The sequence below is a fragment of the Rhizobium changzhiense genome, assembly GCF_013087625.1.
Classification (GTDB): Bacteria; Pseudomonadota; Alphaproteobacteria; order Rhizobiales; family Rhizobiaceae; genus Rhizobium; species Rhizobium sophorae.
The window spans coordinates 1,296,367-1,311,530 of record NZ_JABFCQ010000001.1; the positions used below are offsets into that span (position 1 = coordinate 1,296,367).

Consider the following 15,164-nt stretch of genomic DNA (forward strand, 5'->3'; position numbering starts at 1 on the left):
GCGCAACCCTTTTCATAAAATATCGCGAAGCGCCTTCAAAAGGCGGCGAACGAACGGCTGGGGCAGCTGGAGCGGGTGAAGGGAATCGAACCCTCGTATTCAGCTTGGGAAGCTGCTGCTCTACCATTGAGCTACACCCGCGATGAGCTGAGATTTCCAACAGATGGGGGCGGCTGTCAAGTCGCGCCAGATGTAATGCCTCAGATGCGGAAGTGTTTCGAGAGTTTCAGGCCCTGGGCCTGGTAGTTGGAGCCGAGGCCGGAGCCGTAGAGGCTGGCGGGCTTTTCCTGCATATGTTCGTAGACGAGGCGGCCGACGATCTGGCCGTCTTCGAGGATGAAGGGCACTTCGTGGCTGCGCACTTCGAGCACCGCGCGGCTGCCGCGTCCGCCGGCAGGCGCATGGCCGAAGCCCGGATCGAAGAAGCCGGCATAATGGACGCGGAATTCGCCGACCAGCGGATCGAAGGGGGTCATCTCGGCGGCATAATCCGGCGGCACGTGCACCGCCTCGCGCGAGACGAGGATATAGAACTCGTCGGGATCGAGGATCAGTTCGTTGCGGCCGCGGCTATAGAGCGGTTCCCAGAAATCATAGATATCGTGCTGGGCTTTCTTGTCGACATCGACGACGGCGGTGTGATGTTTGCCGCGATAACCGATCAGGCCTTCCTTATCTCCGGCGAGGTCGATCGACAGCGCGATGCCGCCGCCCGAAACGTTGGGCAGCTTGCTGGCGACCAGCGTCTCGCTTTCGTGCAGTTTCAAAAGTTCCGGCTCGCCGAGCAGAGCCTGGCCGACGCGGAAACGGATCTGCGACAGGCGCGAGCCGCGGCGCACGACGATCGGGAAGGTGCGCGGGCTGATTTCGAGATAGAGCGGGCCGGAATAGCCTGATGGGATCTTGTCGAATTCCTGGGCGTAATCGGTGATGACGCGGGTGAAGATATCGAGGCGGCCGGTCGAGCTCTTCGGATTGGCCGAGGCAGACATATCGGCCGGCAGCGCTAAGCTCTCCATCAGCGGCACGATGTAGACGCAGCCGGTTTCGAGCACCGCCCCTTCGGAGAGGTCGATCACGTGCAGGCTCAGCCGGTCAAGCTTATCGGACACAAGATGCGAGGGGCCTGGCATGAAGCTGGCGCGCACGCGAAACGCCTTGCCGCCCAAGCGCAAGTCAAGGCTTGCCGGCTGGATCTGGTCGCGGTCCAGCTCCCGTTCGGAGATCAGACGCCCCGTTTCGAACAGCGCGGAGATCGCGCGATCCGCCAGAATTCCCGTTTCGCGAGCCATCATGCCTCATCCATCATTTGCCGCCGACAAAACCAAACTCGGGGAATTGACGCAAGCAGCTAACAGCAGTATTGCAGAATTATCCCGTGGTGATTTGGCCGGTCGGCTTGCAGCCACGTTAAACAAGTGGCTAAAAAGACCGGGTTGAAACCGGTCTGCTTTTGCGACCGGTTTTTTTGTTATGTGAAGGTGATGGCATGAGCAAGACCTGGCGCCCGGCAACCCAACTCGTTCACGGTGGCACGCTGCGTTCGCAATATGGCGAGACGTCCGAGGCAATCTATCTCACCCAAGGCTTCGTCTACGAGACGTCGGAGGCGGCCGAAGCCCGCTTCAAGGGTGAGACGGAGGGCTTCATCTACGCCCGCTACGGCAGCCCCACCAACGACATGTTCGAAAAGCGCATGTGCATGCTCGAAGGCGCCGAAGACGCCCGCGCCACCGCTTCCGGCATGGCCGCCGTCACCGCGGCGATCCTCTGCCAGCTGAAATCAGGCGATCATATCGTCGCCGCGCGTGCCCTGTTCGGCTCCTGCCGCTGGGTGGTCGAGACGCTGGCGCCGAAATACGGCATCGACTGCACGCTGATCGACGGCCGGGATCTGGCGAATTGGGAAAAGGCGATCACAGCGAAGACGAAGGTGTTCTTCCTGGAAAGCCCGACCAATCCGACGCTCGAAGTGATCGATATTGCAGGCGTCGCCAAGCTCGCCAACCAGATCGGCGCCAAGGTCGTTGTCGACAACGTCTTTGCGACACCGCTCTTCCAGAAGCCCTTGGAGCTCGGCGCCCATATCGTCGTCTATTCCGCCACCAAGCATATTGATGGACAGGGCCGCTGCCTCGGCGGCGTCGTGCTTTCCGATAAGGAATGGATCGACGAGAACCTGCACGATTATTTCCGCCATACCGGCCCGGCCATGTCGCCGTTCAACGCCTGGACTTTGCTGAAGGGCATCGAGACGCTGCCGCTGCGCGTGCGCCAGCAGACCGAGAATGCCGCAAAGATCGCCGATTTCCTGGCCGAGCAAGGCAAGGTCGCCAAGGTGATTTATCCCGGCCGCAAGGATCATCCGCAGGCCGATATCATCGCCAAGCAGATGACCGGCGGCTCGACGCTGGTCGCCTTCGAGCTGAAGGGCGGCAAGGATGCCGCCTTTGCGCTGCAGAACGCGCTCGATATCATCAAGATCTCCAACAATCTCGGCGACAGCAAGAGCCTGATCACCCACCCGGCAACGACGACGCACAAGAACCTGACGGAAGAGGCCCGCGCCGAACTCGGCATCTCGCCTGGTACGGTCCGCCTTTCGGCCGGCATCGAAGATACCGACGACCTGATCGAGGATTTCGCGCGGGCGCTTGCCAAGGTTTCGGCCTGATCTAGGGGTAAAGGCGGCCGGACCTCTAAAGCGCGTCGCATTCGCTCCTCGCGCTTTAGTTTTTGTTTTACGCATGTCGTTATCGCAAAACCGCTGCACATTTTTGCGCGACATGCTTGGAGTTCGGCCGTGCCGGATCTCACCAAGGTGAGACCGGGGGGGAACAAGTTCGTCTGCCGCGGCGTTCCGAAACGGAATTAACACTGACAATTAGGCTTAACGATCGAAACCCCTTCGGATCACAGCCATTTCAGCGATGATAATTGTTCCGTTTCTTGACGGACAGGGCCTCTTATAAGATACGGGTAACATATCTTGACTAAGGTGCAAGGCATGTATCGCGCCCTCACAAGAGAGATCGAAGTAGTCGTCGAGCCGTTCTATCTGGAGGAGCAATCCGATCCGGAAGACGATCGCTATGTCTGGGGTTACCGGATTGTCATCAGCAACAATTCCAACATAGCCGTTCGGCTGGTCAATCGTTACTGGAACATCACCGACCAGAACGGCCAGGTGGACGAGGTGACCGGCCCCGGCGTCGTCGGCGAGCAGCCGCGGCTCAGCCCCGGCGACACCTACGAATATTCCTCCGGCTGCCCGCTCGACACGCCCTCAGGGCTGATGTTCGGCCATTACCAGATGGAAACGGACGATGGAGAGATGTTCGATGTCGACATCCCCGCCTTCTCGCTGGATTCGCCTGGACTGCTGCGCGTGCTCAATTGAGAGCGTAGGTTCGCGGTCGTTTCGTCAGTGCAAACACGGCGCTCGGACGCGGCCGGCTGCAGCCTTCCAGTCAGTACCAACATGGACGCCGTGCCCGCGGTCGTAAATCCTCGGGCTTGCCCAGTCATCAATCTGCTAAAGGTCAAAAGGATCCGAGGCCTGGGTGCCTGGCTTTGCTTCGAACGGATCTTTTGATTGTGGCGGCGCCGGCTGTTTCATGACCGCATCGTTTACCGCCTTTTGGCAGGCGAGCAACTCATCCGCTGCCCTCTCGGAATCTTTCAGACCGAGGGCAGCAATTTCTTTTCCGTTAAAGCGGGCGCGGAAACTCAGTTTACCAGAGAACTCCTCAATCAAGTCGGTATCGTCGGTATCGATCCACAATGATTTGAGGCCGTCGAGATCCAGACCTCTCGCGTCAGCCGTCCATTGAGTCTGGTCTAACGACAGTTCGATGGGATAATGCTTACCTTTCTCCAAGGATTTCCAGTTCGGATTTCCGAGCAGAATGTACAGAGGTTTGTCCTTTTTTCGAAAATTGAAGCCAAGACGAAAAATGGTGTCGTCATCAAAGGACGTCAGAACAAAACAGCCATTGTCTAAAGTCGGGTCGACAGCCACGGTCCAGCCGCCGACCTCTTTCCATTGGATTGTCTCGTTATCAGCCAAGCTCATTCGTGGCATCGCAGCTATGAGCGCGAGTACAAAAAACATAAGTCGCATCAACGCCCCATCCCGCTTCTTAGGCCAGAACCAATGAAGCAGAATAGGTGCACAGTGACTACCGAAAGTCGAGTCACTGTGCTGGATCATCGCTAATCTTTTGTATTCGTTCAACGTGTCCTTAACCGCGCCTACTCCGCCGGCTGGAGCTCGGCCGGCTCGAAGCGGTAGGTGGTCGAGCAGAATTCGCAGGTGACGGCGATCTCGCCGTTTTCCTGGCTGGCCTCGATCTCCTCGGCCGAAAAGCCCTTCAGCACGCCCTTGATCTTGTCGCGCGAGCAGCTGCAGCGATCGAAGACGGCGCGCGGTTCGTAGACGCGCACGCCGCGCTCGTGGAACAAGCGGAACAGCAGCCGCTCGGTGCCGACAAGCGGATCGGTGAGCTCGTCGGCGTCGATGGTTTCGACCAGCGAACGCGCTTCGACCCAGGCGTCGTCGTCGCCATGCGGGCGGCTGCCGGTGTCGCCGTCGCCGCCGTGCAGATCCGGCTGGCGCATGCGCTCCGGCGCCTCCGGCAGGAACTGGGCAACGAGGCCGCCGGCCCGCCAGCGATGGCGCGGCTTGCCGGCATCGTCACGGTCGAAAAGTTCGGCCGCGGCAAGGCGGACACGCGTCGGGATCTGCTCCGACTGGCGGAAATAGACGCCGGCAATTTCTTCCAGCGTGGTGCCGTCGAGCGGAACGATGCCCTGGTAGGGCTGGCTGAACTTGCCCTGGTCGATGGTGAAGGCGAGCACGCCCTTGCCGAGCAATTGCTCCGGCTCAGTTTCACCAGACTCGATCGCCTTGTTGAGCAGCGCCTGATCGAAACGGGCATAGGCGCGGACATTCTCCGGCGTCGAAAAATCGGCGACGAGAAGATCGACCGGGCCGTCACCCTTGGTCTGCACCGTGAACTTGCCGTCGAACTTCAGCGAGGTGCCGAGCAGCACCGTCAGCACGACGACTTCGGCAAGCAGCCGGGCAACGGGTGCGGGATAATGATGGCGCTCTAGGATCGCATCGAGCATCGGGCCGAGCTGGACGGCGCGGCCACGCACATCCAGCCCCTCTACCTGGAAGGGGACGACATGGTCATCGCCGGCGAAATCGAACTGGCCGAGGGCGGCTGCAGCTTCTGCCATGGCCTTCACTCCTAGTTTTCAGAGCGACGGGCCAGCGTGCCCTTCGCTCACGCGGTCGCGAGTCTGTGACTCGCGACATCCGATTATGGTTCAGATCGCGCCCAGGCACCAAGCAAGAATCGACTTCTGCGCATGAAGGCGGTTTTCCGCTTCATCGAAGACTACGGATTGCGGACCGTCGATCACTTCGTCCGTCACTTCCTCACCGCGATGGGCGGGCAGGCAATGCATGAACAATGCATCATTGCCGGCTTTCGCCATCAAGGCCGCGTTGACCTGATAAGGCTGGAAGACATTGTGACCCCGGGCCCGATGTTCCTGATTCATGGAGACCCAGGTATCGGTCACCACGCAATCGACGCCGGCGACCGCACGGTCGGCATCATGGCAAAGCATGATTTCGGCGCCCTCATTGCGGGCCCAGTTCAGATAGTGATCCTTGGGCTCGGAGCCAAGGGGTACGGCCATGTTCATGCGGTAGCCGAAACGCGCGGCACCCTCGACCAGCGAATGCAGCACATTGTTGCCGTCGCCGGTCCAGGCGATGGTCTTGCCCTTGATCGGGCCGCGGTGCTCTTCGAAGGTCATGATGTCGGCCATGATCTGGCAGGGATGGGTATCATCCGTCAGCGCATTGATCACAGGCACGGTCGCATGCTGGGCAAGCTCCAGCAGCCGCGAGTGCTCGGTGGTGCGGATCATGATCGCATCGACATAGCGCGACAGCACCTTGGCCGTGTCGCCGATCGTCTCGGCGCGGCCGAGCTGCATCTCGGTGCCGGACAGAAACAGCGTTTCACCACCGAGCTGGCGCATGCCGACGTCGAAGGAGACGCGGGTGCGCGTCGACGGCTTCTCGAAGATCATCGCCAGCATCTTGCCGGCGAGCGGCTTGTCGCCCGTGCCTGCCTTGAAGGCCTGCTTGCGGGCGAGCGCATCGTTCATGATCGTTCTGAGATCGGCGGATGTAACCGCCGAAAGATCGAGGAAGTGTTTAGGGCTCATATCGTCTTCTTACCTGTGCTGCGCCCGAAGGCGGCAATTTCTTCAAGCCGTCTTCTTGACCTTGGAAGCGCGGATGCTCTCGGCGGCGCGCTCGATGCGGACGAGCCCCTCGCGGGCTTCCTCGGCGGTGACCACGAGCGGCGGAAGAAGGCGGATGACGTTGTCGCCGGCGGGCACGCCGAGCAGATGGGCGGCGCGGATCGCCTGCAGCAGTTCGGCTGAGGGAACGGCAGCCTTGATGCCGAGCAAAAGCCCCTCGCCCCTGATATCCTCGATCACATCGGGATAACGATCCTTCAGCGAGGCGAGACCCTGGCGGAAGACAAGTGCTACGTCGCGCACCTGCTGGAGGAAGCCATCGGCAAGGATGATGTCGAGCACGGCGCTGCCGACGGCCATGGCAAGCGGATTGCCGCCATAGGTCGAGCCATGCGTGCCGGCCTTCATGCCGGAGGCGGCCTCTGATGTGGCAAGGCAGGCGCCGAGCGGGAAACCGCCGCCGATGCCCTTGGCGACAGCCATGATGTCCGGCGTGATGCCCGACCATTCATGAGCGAAGAGCTTGCCGGTGCGGCCGACACCGGTCTGGACCTCGTCGAGGATCAACAGCAGGTCGTTGTCGTCGCAGAGCTGGCGAAGCGCCTTCATGAACTCAGGCGTGGCAGGACGGACGCCACCCTCGCCCTGTACCGGCTCGATGAGGATGCCGGCCGTCGCCTCGGTGATCGCGGCGCGGACCGCTTCGATGTCGCCGAAAGCCACCTGATCGAAACCCGGCGCTTTGGGGCCGAAGCCTTCGAGATATTTCTCCTGGCCACCAGCGGCGATCGTCGCCAGTGTCCGTCCGTGGAAGGCGCCTTCGAAGGTGATGATATGGAAGCGCTCGGGATGGCCCTTGGAAAACTGATAGCGGCGCGCCGTCTTGATCGCGCATTCGAGCGCCTCGGCGCCTGAATTGGTGAAGAACACCTTGTCGGCGAAGGTGGCGTCCGTCAGCCGTTTTGCCAAGCGCTCCTGGCCGGGGATCTCATAGATATTCGACAGGTGCCAGACCTTGTCGGCCTGCTCCTTCAGCGCGCCGACCACATGCGGATTGCTGTGGCCGACGGAGGTGACGGCGACGCCGGCGCCGAAATCGAGATATCGCTCGCCGCTTTCGGTGATCAGCCACACGCCCTCGCCTCGCTCGAACCGCAGCGGGGCACGAGAATAGGTGTCATAAAGCGGCGTGGCTTCAGCCATTGCGCGATCTCCATCAAAGTTGCCGGGCAATGACTCCGGCTAAGGAAACAGGCCCGAGAAATTAAAAATGCCGCCTTGCGGCGGCGACTGGCACTATTTCCTTTTCGCGCTGCAATGTCAACAAAACTGCGCCCTTAGCCTATGCAGCAAGGGTGTACAGCGGCATTCTCAGTCTTCAACAGGCATTATTGCAGAAATGACACGCAGAGGCAGCAAGTTGGGGAAAACTACGAATTCGATTCATCCGGATTCATGCGACTCTTGTCACGGAGTCAGCCTCACACTAGGTTAAAGATCAATTACTAGACTGCATGCGGCGGAACTAGTCACCAAAATTGATCAAGCGTTTCTTGTTTCGGAGCTCCCGGGACAACGGTGAGGGATTCTGCCATCACCAACGCAAAAGGTGGAGACAGGGCATGAACTGGACAGACGAGCGGGTCGAGAAACTCAAGAAGCTTTGGGCCGAAGGACTGAGCGCCAGCCAGATCGCTGCGCAACTCGGCGGGGTCAGCAGAAACGCGGTCATCGGCAAAGTGCACCGGCTAAGCCTTCCGGGCCGCGCCAAGGCCGGCGGCACCAACACCGCGGCGCGAACGCCGAAACGCAATACATCGGCGCCGCGCGCGCCGAACTACGCCTCCCGGATCACCACCCGCACCGTTACCCGCCAGCAGGGCGCGACGATGCTGAAGGAAGAGATCGAGATCGAAACGATCGAGGAAATGGAATACGTGCCGAGAGGCAATGTGGTGGTGCCGATTTCGCGCCGCCTCGGCCTGACGGAACTGACCGAGCGCACCTGCAAGTGGCCGGTCGGCGATCCGCTGAAGGACGACTTCCACTTCTGCGGCTGCGAGTCCCCCGACAATTCGCCCTATTGCAGCTATCACCAGAAGCTTGCCTACCAGCCGGTCAACGAACGCCGCCGGGCGGCAGCGCGGGCAAGCTGAACGCGGGCAGCCATCGTCAGAATGTAGAAACGGGCCGAGTGGCCCGTTTTCTTATGCGCGGATGGAAGCTCAGGCTTCCCTCCGTCATGCTCGGCCTTGTGCCGAGCATCTGATCACCTCAACTACTTGAGGGAAAACCGTTTATTTTCAGTTGCTTAATTTGGCGTGCGCAGATCCTCGGCACAAGGCCGAGGATGACGTCGCGGGCTTTGCCAGGGCTTTGTCAGCAGGCTCAGATGGAAGCCCTCAGGCTTCCATCGAATAACCGGCGCCGCGGACGGTGCGGATAACGTCCTGCATGTTGGAAAAATTCAGCGCCTTGCGCAGGCGGCCGACATGGACGTCGACGGTGCGCTCGTCGACATAGATATCGTGGCCCCAGACGCCGTCGAGAAGCTGCGAGCGGGAGAAGACCCGGCCCGGCGACGACATCAGGAATTCCAGCAGGCGGAATTCGGTGGGGCCAAGGCGGACTTCGCGGGTCTTGCGATGGACGCGATGGGTCTCGCGGTCGAGCTCGATGTCACCGCATTTCAGCACCGTCGACAACACCTCGGGACGGGCACGGCGCAGCATTGCCTTGACGCGGGCAACGAGCTCGGGGGTCGAGAAGGGCTTGACGACATAATCGTCAGCACCCGTCGACAATCCGCGGACGCGCTCGCTTTCCTCGCCGCGCGCCGTCAGCATGATGATCGGCAGGCGCTCGGTTTCCGGCCGCATACGCAGGCGCCGGCAGAGCTCGATGCCGGAGACGCCCGGCAGCATCCAATCGAGGATGAGAAGATCGGGCGTGCGCTCCTGAAGCCTCATTTCGGCTTCGTCGCCACGAAGGATGGTATCGACCTCGAAGCCTTCCGCTTCGAGATTATAGCGAAGAAGCACGCTGAGGGCTTCCTCGTCTTCAACAACTGCAACTCTCGGGATCATGCGTCTCGATCTCCTCGCGCATGATCCTTAAACCAGGGTGATTTAAGCAATGCATCCTGCGCAAATTCAGAAATTGGCTGCGACCTCTTTGCGCGCCCGGACGGGCGCGCACGCAATTGACTGGTGTGGGCGCTATTCGGTGACCGCGCCGACGGTGTTGGCGCTGTCGTCCTTCGGACGATCGCCTTCCGGCTGCGCACCTGTCGCCATGTAAAAAATCGTCTCGGCGATGTTGGTGGCATGGTCGCCGATGCGCTCGATATTCTTGGCGCAGAAGAGAAGATGCGTGCAGCTGGTGATGTTGCGCGGATCTTCCATCATATAGGTCAGGAGTTCGCGGAACAGCGATGTGTACATCGCGTCGATCTCGTTGTCGCGTTCACGGATCGCATTCGCCTTGTCGGCTGAACGATTGGTGTAGACGTCGAGCACTTCCTTGAGCTGGACGAGCGCCAGTTCGGACAGATGCTCGAGGCCGCGGGCAAGCTTGCGGGGAACGCCGGTGCTTTGGACGGCGATGACGCGCTTGGCCGTGTTCTTGCCGAGGTCGCCGACACGTTCGAGGTCGGCGGCGATGCGGATCGAACCCATGATTTCACGCAGGTCCGAGGCCATCGGCTGACGGCGGGCGATCGTGACGATCGCCTTATCGCCGATTTCGCGTTCGGCGTGATCGAGGATCACATCGTCAGAGATGACCTTCTGCGCCAGCGCGGTATCGCCGTTGACCAGCGCCCGCACGGATTCGCCGACCATCTGCTCGGCCAGGCCGCCCATTTCGGAAATCCGCCTGGACAGGAACTTCAAATCATCATCATAGGCAGAAAAAATATGTGTCGATGCCATGGGGCTTTATCCTCGAATAACGGGAAGGCTTGGTGTCGCCAAAATCAGCCGAAGCGACCCATGATGTAGTCCTGGGTGCGCGGATCGTCGGGATTGGTGAACATCTTGTCGGTGTCGTTCTCCTCGACGAGATTGCCGAGGTGGAACATGGCGGTGCGCTGCGAGACGCGCGCGGCCTGCTGCATGGAGTGGGTGACGATGACGATCGTGTAGTTCTCGCGCAGCTCGTGGATCAGTTCCTCGACCTTGGCGGTGGCGATCGGGTCGAGCGCCGAGCAGGGTTCGTCCATCAGGATGACTTCCGGGCTGACGGCGACGGCGCGCGCAATGCAGAGGCGCTGCTGCTGGCCGCCCGAGAGACCCGTCCCGGATTCGTGCACGCGGTCCTTGACCTCGTTCCAGAGGCCGGCGCGCTGCAGGCTGGTCTCGACGATCTGGTCGAGATCGGCCTTCGACTTGGCAAGACCATGGATGCGCGGACCGTAGGAGACGTTTTCATAGATCGTCTTCGGGAACGGATTCGGCTTCTGGAAGACCATGCCGACGCGGGCGCGAAGTTCGACGACGTCGATATCGGGATCATAGACATCGTCGGTGTCCAGCGTGATCTTGCCGGTGACGCGGCAGCCGTCGATCGTGTCGTTCATGCGGTTGAGGCACCGCAGGAAGGTCGACTTGCCGCAGCCGGACGGGCCGATCAGGGCGGTTACGGTGTTTTCGCGAACGTTCAGGTTCACATCGAAAAGCGCGCGCTTCTCGCCGTAGTAAACCGAGACATCCTGGCCGATCATCTTATACGGGACGTTGCTCATCTTCTGATCCAGCGCCTTCTCAACTGCAGCTTCCGTCAACATGTTCATGATCTTGTAACTCCGTTTACCAGCGGCGCTCGAAGCGACGACGCAAGAGGATGGCGCCCATGTTCATGACGATCAGGAACAGGAGCAGGACGATGATGGCACCCGAAGTACGCTCAACGAAGGCACGTTCGGCCTCGTTGGCCCACATATAGACCTGTACGGGCAGAGCGGTCGAGGGATCGAGCGGTGTCGTCGGCGCATTGGCGACGAAGGCGACCATGCCGATCAAGAGCAGCGGCGCGGTTTCGCCGAGCGCGTGCGCCAGGCCGATGATCGTGCCGGTCAGGATGCCGGGCATGGCGAGCGGCAGCACATGGTGGAACACCATCTGCATTTTCGAAGCGCCGAGGCCGAGCGCTGCGGCGCGGATCGACGGCGGCACGGCGCGCAGTGCCGCACGCGTCGCGATGATGATCGTCGGCAGGGTCATCAGCGTCAGCACCAGGCCGCCGACCAGCGAAGCCGAGCGCGGCAGGCCGATGAAGTTGATGAAGACGGAAAGACCGAGCAGACCGTAGACGATGGAAGGGACCGCGGCGAGGTTGTTGATGTTGACCTCGATCAGGTCCGTCAGCTTGTTCTTCGGCGCAAACTCCTCGAGATAGATCGAGGCGGCGACGCCGATCGGCAGAGAAAGCACGAGCACGATCAGCATCAGGTAGAGCGAGCCGATCAGGGCGACGCCCAGGCCTGCGGCCTCCGGACGGCTGGAATTGCCGTTGACGAAGAGGCCGGTGTTGAACTGCTTGTGGAGAGCACCGCTCGCCTTCAGCTCGTTCATCCAGCCAACCTGCTTGTCGTTGACCTTGCGGTTCTTCTCATCGACCAAGAGGTCGATCTGGCCCTTGTTGGCGCTGTCGACATTGGCGTCGGCGAGCACCGTGACATTGACCGTCTTGCCGATGATCGACGGATCGGCGATCACCATATCGCGCAGCTGGATCGGCGCACTCTTCGACAGCATGGCGGATGCATCGCGCACGTCGGGACGGCTCGAGGCATTGATGTTCAGCTGCTTGACGATCGCGTCGCGCAGGAGAACCGGATAGTTGGCGGCGATCAGCACCGAAGGGTCGGTCGCACGCTTGTTGTTCGGGTCGATCGTCTTCTCGACGAATTCGATCGGCAGGGTGATCGCCGTCTGCTGGAAGGCGGTATAACCTTTGCCGATCACCGTCCACAGCAGGATGAAGAGGAAGACGAGACCGAAGGTGATGGCGGCGATGCCATAGGCCTGGAACCGGCGCTCGGCGGCATAGCGGCGCTTGATGCCAATATCGCGGCGGGCTGGCGCCTTGGAAACGGTGACGCCTGATGTGGGAGAAACAATATCCGTCATTCGTACTGCTCCCGGTATTTGCGCACGATGTAGAGCGCATAGATATTGAGGCAAAGCGTGATGCAGAACAGGGTGATGCCAAGGGCAAAGGCAACCAGTGTCTGCGGCGAGGTGAACTCAAGGTCGCCGGTCAGCTGGTTGACGATCTTGACGGTCACCGTCGTCATCGGCTCGAAGGGGTTGATCTGGATGCGGGCAGCCACACCAGCGGCCAGCACGACGATCATGGTTTCGCCGACGGCGCGGGAGGCAGTCATCAGCAATGCGCCGACGATGCCGGGAAGGGCTGCGGGCAAGACCACTTTCTTGATGGTTTCGGAGCGCGTGGCGCCAAGACCGAGCGAACCGTCACGCAGTGACCGCGGCACGGCGGTGATGATATCGTCCGACAGCGAGGACACGTAAGGGATCAGCATGATGCCCATGACGATACCGGCCGTCAGAACGCTCTGCGCCTGAATGAAATTGCTGTAGTTGCCGGAGAGAAGGCCGCTGACCTGGGCGGAGAAATCGCGCAGGAACGGGCCGACGGTGACGAGCGCGAAGAAGCCGTAGACGATCGTCGGAATGCCGGCGAGCACTTCAAGCAGCGGCTTGGCGATCGAGCGCACCTTCATCGAGGCGTATTCGGCCATGTAGATGGCGGCAAAGAGGCCGACCGGCACGGCGACCAGCATGGCGACCAGGCCGATATAGATCGTGCCGAGCAGCAGCGGGATCAGGCCGAACTGGCCGAAGGACGAGCTGCCGGCGCCGGCAAAGCGCGGATCCCAGACGGTGCCGAAGAAGAAGTCCATGGCGGGAACGGCCGCAAAGAAGCGGGCGGCTTCCGACAGCATGGAGAGCACGATGCCGATCGTCGTCAGAATGGCGATCGAGGAGGCGAGCAGCAGGCCCCAGAGCATGACGCGCTCGACCCGATTGCGGGCACGGAAGCGCGGAGCGATGGAGCGCAGCGCGTAGAAGGCGCCGGCAACGGCGAGAGCGAAGACGATCGCCGTCATGGCGATGCGGCTCGTCATGCTCATGGCGTTGAGCGTCCTGGCGGCGTCGATCATGTAAGGCAGCGGCTGGCTGGCAAGCGGCACGCCCTTTTCGAGGAGCTTGGCCTGCAGCGCAGCCGGATCGTTGCCGACCGCAGCGGTTTCATCCGATGTCAGCATCGTAAGGCCACGGGCAACCGTTGCCACCGTCGAATAGCCGAGATCCTGCTCGACCGAGACTTGAGCCCTGATGTCTTCGGGAAAAGCGCCGCGAACCGAAGACTGGATGATGCCGGGGCTGATGGAGAGCCAGAGGCCAAGGACGATGAGGGCGGGAAGAACTGCCCAGATCGCCGCATAGGCGCCGTAATAGGCCGGCCGTGAATGCAGTGAGGAGGATCTGCCTCCGGCAAGCGCCGTGGCACGGTTGCGCGCGACCAGATAGGCGGCGACTCCGATCACCACAAGGCACAAAAGTATGATGGATGTGCTCATTCGTTACGTCCCCAGGCCCATAGCCCCAAAAAGCCCGGCAGCTTGATCAGCCTGCCTTCAGCTTCCAATCATGGAGAAGGAATTCAACCCTGCAGCTCCGGAACCGCCGGCGCGCAGGGCATAAGCAATGCCGGCGCGGGCCAAAAGGCACCGCGCCGGCAAAAGTCATTACATAGCCTTACCGGCTTCGACGTCCTTGCGGATCGCTTCGCGCTCGGCATCCGGAGCGGCAACCAGGCCGTATTCGACGAGCGGGCTGTCAGGGCCGATCATCTGGTCGGATACGAAGAAGTTGACGTATTCCTTCAGGCCCGGAACAGCGCCGAGATGTGCCTTCTTGACGTAGAAGAACAGCGGGCGGGAAACCGGGTAGGTGCCGTTGGCGATCGTTTCGGTGGACGGAACGATACCGCTCATCGAAGCAACCTTGAGCTTGTCGGCGTTGTTTTCATAGAAGGAAAGGCCGAATACGCCGACGCCGGTCTTGTTGGCGGCGATGCGTGCGAGGGTTTCCGGATAGTCGCCGTCGATGTCGACAGCAACGCCGTCCTTGCGGACTGCGACGCAGGCCTTGCCCTGGGCAGCCTTGTCGGCGATTTCCTTGGCGATGACGTCGGTTGCGCCAGAGGCCTTGCAGCCGGCAGCGAGAACGTTCTGTTCGAAGACTTCGCGGGTGCCGTGCTTTTCGCCCGGAATGTAGGCGGCAATATCAACAGCCGGAAGCTTCGGGTTGACTTCCGACCACTTCTTGTAGGGGTTGGCGACGAGCTTGCCGTCGACGACGACCTGGGCTGCGAGGGCCTTGTAGATATCGGCAGGAACGTAAGCGAGATCAGGGTTGGAAGCGTCGGTTGCGAAGACGATGCCGTCATAACCGATCTTGACTTCCTGGATGTCGGTTACGCCGGCAGCCTTGCAGGCTTCCACTTCGTTCTTGTTGATCGGACGCGAGGAATTCGCAATGTCGATGGTGTCTTCGCCAACGCCCTTGCAGAATTCCTTCAGGCCAGCGCCCGAGCCGCCGGATTCGACGACCGGCGTCTTGAAGTTGGTGAAGGTTTCGCCGAAGGACTCGGCAACGATCTTTGCGTAAGGCAGGACGGTGGACGAACCAGCGATCTGAATCTGGTCGCGGGCGACGGCAGCGCCAGCGAAAGCAGCAGTTGCAGCGAGCGCGGCAACGGTGAGCTTGAAGGTGTTCATTAGAAATCTCCCGGCATTTGGGCTTGTGTGAGTGCGGCCATTAGAGAGGCCCTCGCAGTGC

14 protein-coding genes, 1 tRNA gene and 1 riboswitch are annotated in these 15,164 nt (G+C 61.0%); of the genes, 3 read left to right on the top strand and 12 right to left on the bottom strand.

What is annotated here, in order from left to right:
• Positions 1–67: 67 nt before the first annotated feature.
• Both G9X68_RS06480 and G9X68_RS06485 read right to left on the bottom strand, forming a co-directional pair.
• Positions 68–141: transfer RNA gene (locus G9X68_RS06480), tRNA-Gly, on the bottom strand.
• A 59-nt stretch (positions 142–200) separates the two neighbouring features.
• A complete protein-coding gene (locus G9X68_RS06485; protein WP_003545195.1) occupies positions 201–1,295 on the bottom strand; it encodes a 2'-deoxycytidine 5'-triphosphate deaminase in 1,095 nt (364 codons plus the stop codon).
• 73 nt (positions 1,296–1,368) lie between these two features.
• Positions 1,369–1,447, top strand: a riboswitch (SAM riboswitch).
• A gap of 42 nt (positions 1,448–1,489) precedes the next feature.
• Between G9X68_RS06485 and G9X68_RS06490 the strand changes: the two genes are divergently transcribed.
• Together G9X68_RS06490 and apaG are read left to right on the top strand one after the other, a co-directional pair.
• Positions 1,490–2,674 carry an O-succinylhomoserine sulfhydrylase gene (locus tag G9X68_RS06490; protein ID WP_171601707.1) on the top strand — a complete coding sequence of 395 codons (1,185 nt, stop codon included), beginning with the start codon at positions 1,490–1,492 and terminating at the stop codon, positions 2,672–2,674.
• A 333-nt stretch (positions 2,675–3,007) separates the two neighbouring features.
• Positions 3,008–3,400, top strand: coding sequence for a Co2+/Mg2+ efflux protein ApaG (gene apaG / locus G9X68_RS06495; protein WP_025393038.1), 393 nt, complete (start codon positions 3,008–3,010; stop codon positions 3,398–3,400).
• A 135-nt stretch (positions 3,401–3,535) separates the two neighbouring features.
• Here the strand turns inward: apaG and G9X68_RS06500 are convergent, their stop codons facing one another.
• The 4 genes from G9X68_RS06500 to G9X68_RS06515 all read right to left on the bottom strand — a co-directional run bounded on the left by G9X68_RS06500 (position 3,536) and on the right by G9X68_RS06515 (position 7,494).
• The gene (locus G9X68_RS06500) at positions 3,536–4,123 is read right to left on the bottom strand and encodes a hypothetical protein (RefSeq protein WP_171601708.1); all 588 of its coding nucleotides are present in this window, start codon (positions 4,121–4,123) and stop codon (positions 3,536–3,538) included.
• A 131-nt stretch (positions 4,124–4,254) separates the two neighbouring features.
• Entirely contained in the window at positions 4,255–5,247 is a 993-nt protein-coding gene (locus tag G9X68_RS06505; protein ID WP_171601709.1) for an Hsp33 family molecular chaperone, read from the bottom strand.
• 90 nt (positions 5,248–5,337) lie between these two features.
• The gene (gene argF, locus G9X68_RS06510) at positions 5,338–6,252 is read right to left on the bottom strand and encodes an ornithine carbamoyltransferase (RefSeq protein ID WP_064648672.1); all 915 of its coding nucleotides are present in this window, start codon (positions 6,250–6,252) and stop codon (positions 5,338–5,340) included.
• Positions 6,253–6,294: 42 nt separating this feature from the next.
• A complete protein-coding gene (locus G9X68_RS06515) occupies positions 6,295–7,494 on the bottom strand; it encodes an aspartate aminotransferase family protein (RefSeq protein ID WP_171601710.1) in 1,200 nt (399 codons plus the stop codon).
• Between the two features lie 419 nt (positions 7,495–7,913).
• On the opposite strand from G9X68_RS06515, the gene G9X68_RS06520 reads away from it, so the two are divergent.
• Positions 7,914–8,447, top strand: coding sequence for a GcrA family cell cycle regulator (locus tag G9X68_RS06520; RefSeq protein WP_171601711.1), 534 nt, complete (start codon positions 7,914–7,916; stop codon positions 8,445–8,447).
• A 246-nt stretch (positions 8,448–8,693) separates the two neighbouring features.
• On the opposite strand, the gene phoB is transcribed toward G9X68_RS06520, so the two are convergent.
• The 6 genes from phoB to G9X68_RS06550 form a co-directional block, all read right to left on the bottom strand.
• Positions 8,694–9,377 (bottom strand): phosphate regulon transcriptional regulator PhoB, encoded by a 684-nt coding sequence (gene phoB, locus G9X68_RS06525; protein ID WP_003545181.1) that lies wholly within the window; start codon positions 9,375–9,377, stop codon positions 8,694–8,696.
• Between the two features lie 132 nt (positions 9,378–9,509).
• On the bottom strand, positions 9,510–10,223 hold the full coding sequence (phoU, locus tag G9X68_RS06530; RefSeq protein ID WP_003545180.1) for a phosphate signaling complex protein PhoU: 714 nt from the start codon (positions 10,221–10,223) through the stop codon (positions 9,510–9,512).
• 44 nt (positions 10,224–10,267) lie between these two features.
• The gene (gene pstB, locus G9X68_RS06535) at positions 10,268–11,083 is read right to left on the bottom strand and encodes a phosphate ABC transporter ATP-binding protein PstB (protein ID WP_168312375.1); all 816 of its coding nucleotides are present in this window, start codon (positions 11,081–11,083) and stop codon (positions 10,268–10,270) included.
• A 16-nt stretch (positions 11,084–11,099) separates the two neighbouring features.
• On the bottom strand, positions 11,100–12,422 hold the full coding sequence (gene pstA / locus G9X68_RS06540) for a phosphate ABC transporter permease PstA (protein WP_171601712.1): 1,323 nt from the start codon (positions 12,420–12,422) through the stop codon (positions 11,100–11,102).
• A complete protein-coding gene (gene pstC / locus G9X68_RS06545; RefSeq protein WP_171601713.1) occupies positions 12,419–13,900 on the bottom strand; it encodes a phosphate ABC transporter permease subunit PstC in 1,482 nt (493 codons plus the stop codon). The genes pstA and pstC overlap by 4 nt, the downstream gene beginning before the upstream one ends.
• Positions 13,901–14,068: 168 nt before the next feature.
• Positions 14,069–15,103 carry a substrate-binding domain-containing protein gene (locus tag G9X68_RS06550; protein WP_171601714.1) on the bottom strand — a complete coding sequence of 345 codons (1,035 nt, stop codon included), beginning with the start codon at positions 15,101–15,103 and terminating at the stop codon, positions 14,069–14,071.
• Positions 15,104–15,164: the final 61 nt, after the last annotated feature.

Excerpts from the sequence above, each read along its gene's own strand:
- G9X68_RS06485 (WP_003545195.1), bottom strand. The coding sequence starts at position 1,295 with ATGATGGCTCGCGAAACGGGAATTCTGGCGGATCGCGCGATCTCCGCG.
- G9X68_RS06490 (WP_171601707.1), top strand. The coding sequence starts at position 1,490 with ATGAGCAAGACCTGGCGCCCGGCAACCCAACTCGTTCACGGTGGCACG.
- apaG (WP_025393038.1), top strand. The coding sequence starts at position 3,008 with ATGTATCGCGCCCTCACAAGAGAGATCGAAGTAGTCGTCGAGCCGTTC.
- G9X68_RS06500 (WP_171601708.1), bottom strand. The coding sequence starts at position 4,123 with ATGCGACTTATGTTTTTTGTACTCGCGCTCATAGCTGCGATGCCACGA.
- G9X68_RS06505 (WP_171601709.1), bottom strand. The coding sequence starts at position 5,247 with ATGGCAGAAGCTGCAGCCGCCCTCGGCCAGTTCGATTTCGCCGGCGAT.
- argF (WP_064648672.1), bottom strand. The coding sequence starts at position 6,252 with ATGAGCCCTAAACACTTCCTCGATCTTTCGGCGGTTACATCCGCCGAT.
- G9X68_RS06515 (WP_171601710.1), bottom strand. The coding sequence starts at position 7,494 with ATGGCTGAAGCCACGCCGCTTTATGACACCTATTCTCGTGCCCCGCTG.
- G9X68_RS06520 (WP_171601711.1), top strand. The coding sequence starts at position 7,914 with ATGAACTGGACAGACGAGCGGGTCGAGAAACTCAAGAAGCTTTGGGCC.
- phoB (WP_003545181.1), bottom strand. The coding sequence starts at position 9,377 with ATGATCCCGAGAGTTGCAGTTGTTGAAGACGAGGAAGCCCTCAGCGTG.
- phoU (WP_003545180.1), bottom strand. The coding sequence starts at position 10,223 with ATGGCATCGACACATATTTTTTCTGCCTATGATGATGATTTGAAGTTC.
- pstB (WP_168312375.1), bottom strand. The coding sequence starts at position 11,083 with ATGAACATGTTGACGGAAGCTGCAGTTGAGAAGGCGCTGGATCAGAAG.
- pstA (WP_171601712.1), bottom strand. The coding sequence starts at position 12,422 with ATGACGGATATTGTTTCTCCCACATCAGGCGTCACCGTTTCCAAGGCG.
- pstC (WP_171601713.1), bottom strand. The coding sequence starts at position 13,900 with ATGAGCACATCCATCATACTTTTGTGCCTTGTGGTGATCGGAGTCGCC.
- G9X68_RS06550 (WP_171601714.1), bottom strand. The coding sequence starts at position 15,103 with ATGAACACCTTCAAGCTCACCGTTGCCGCGCTCGCTGCAACTGCTGCT.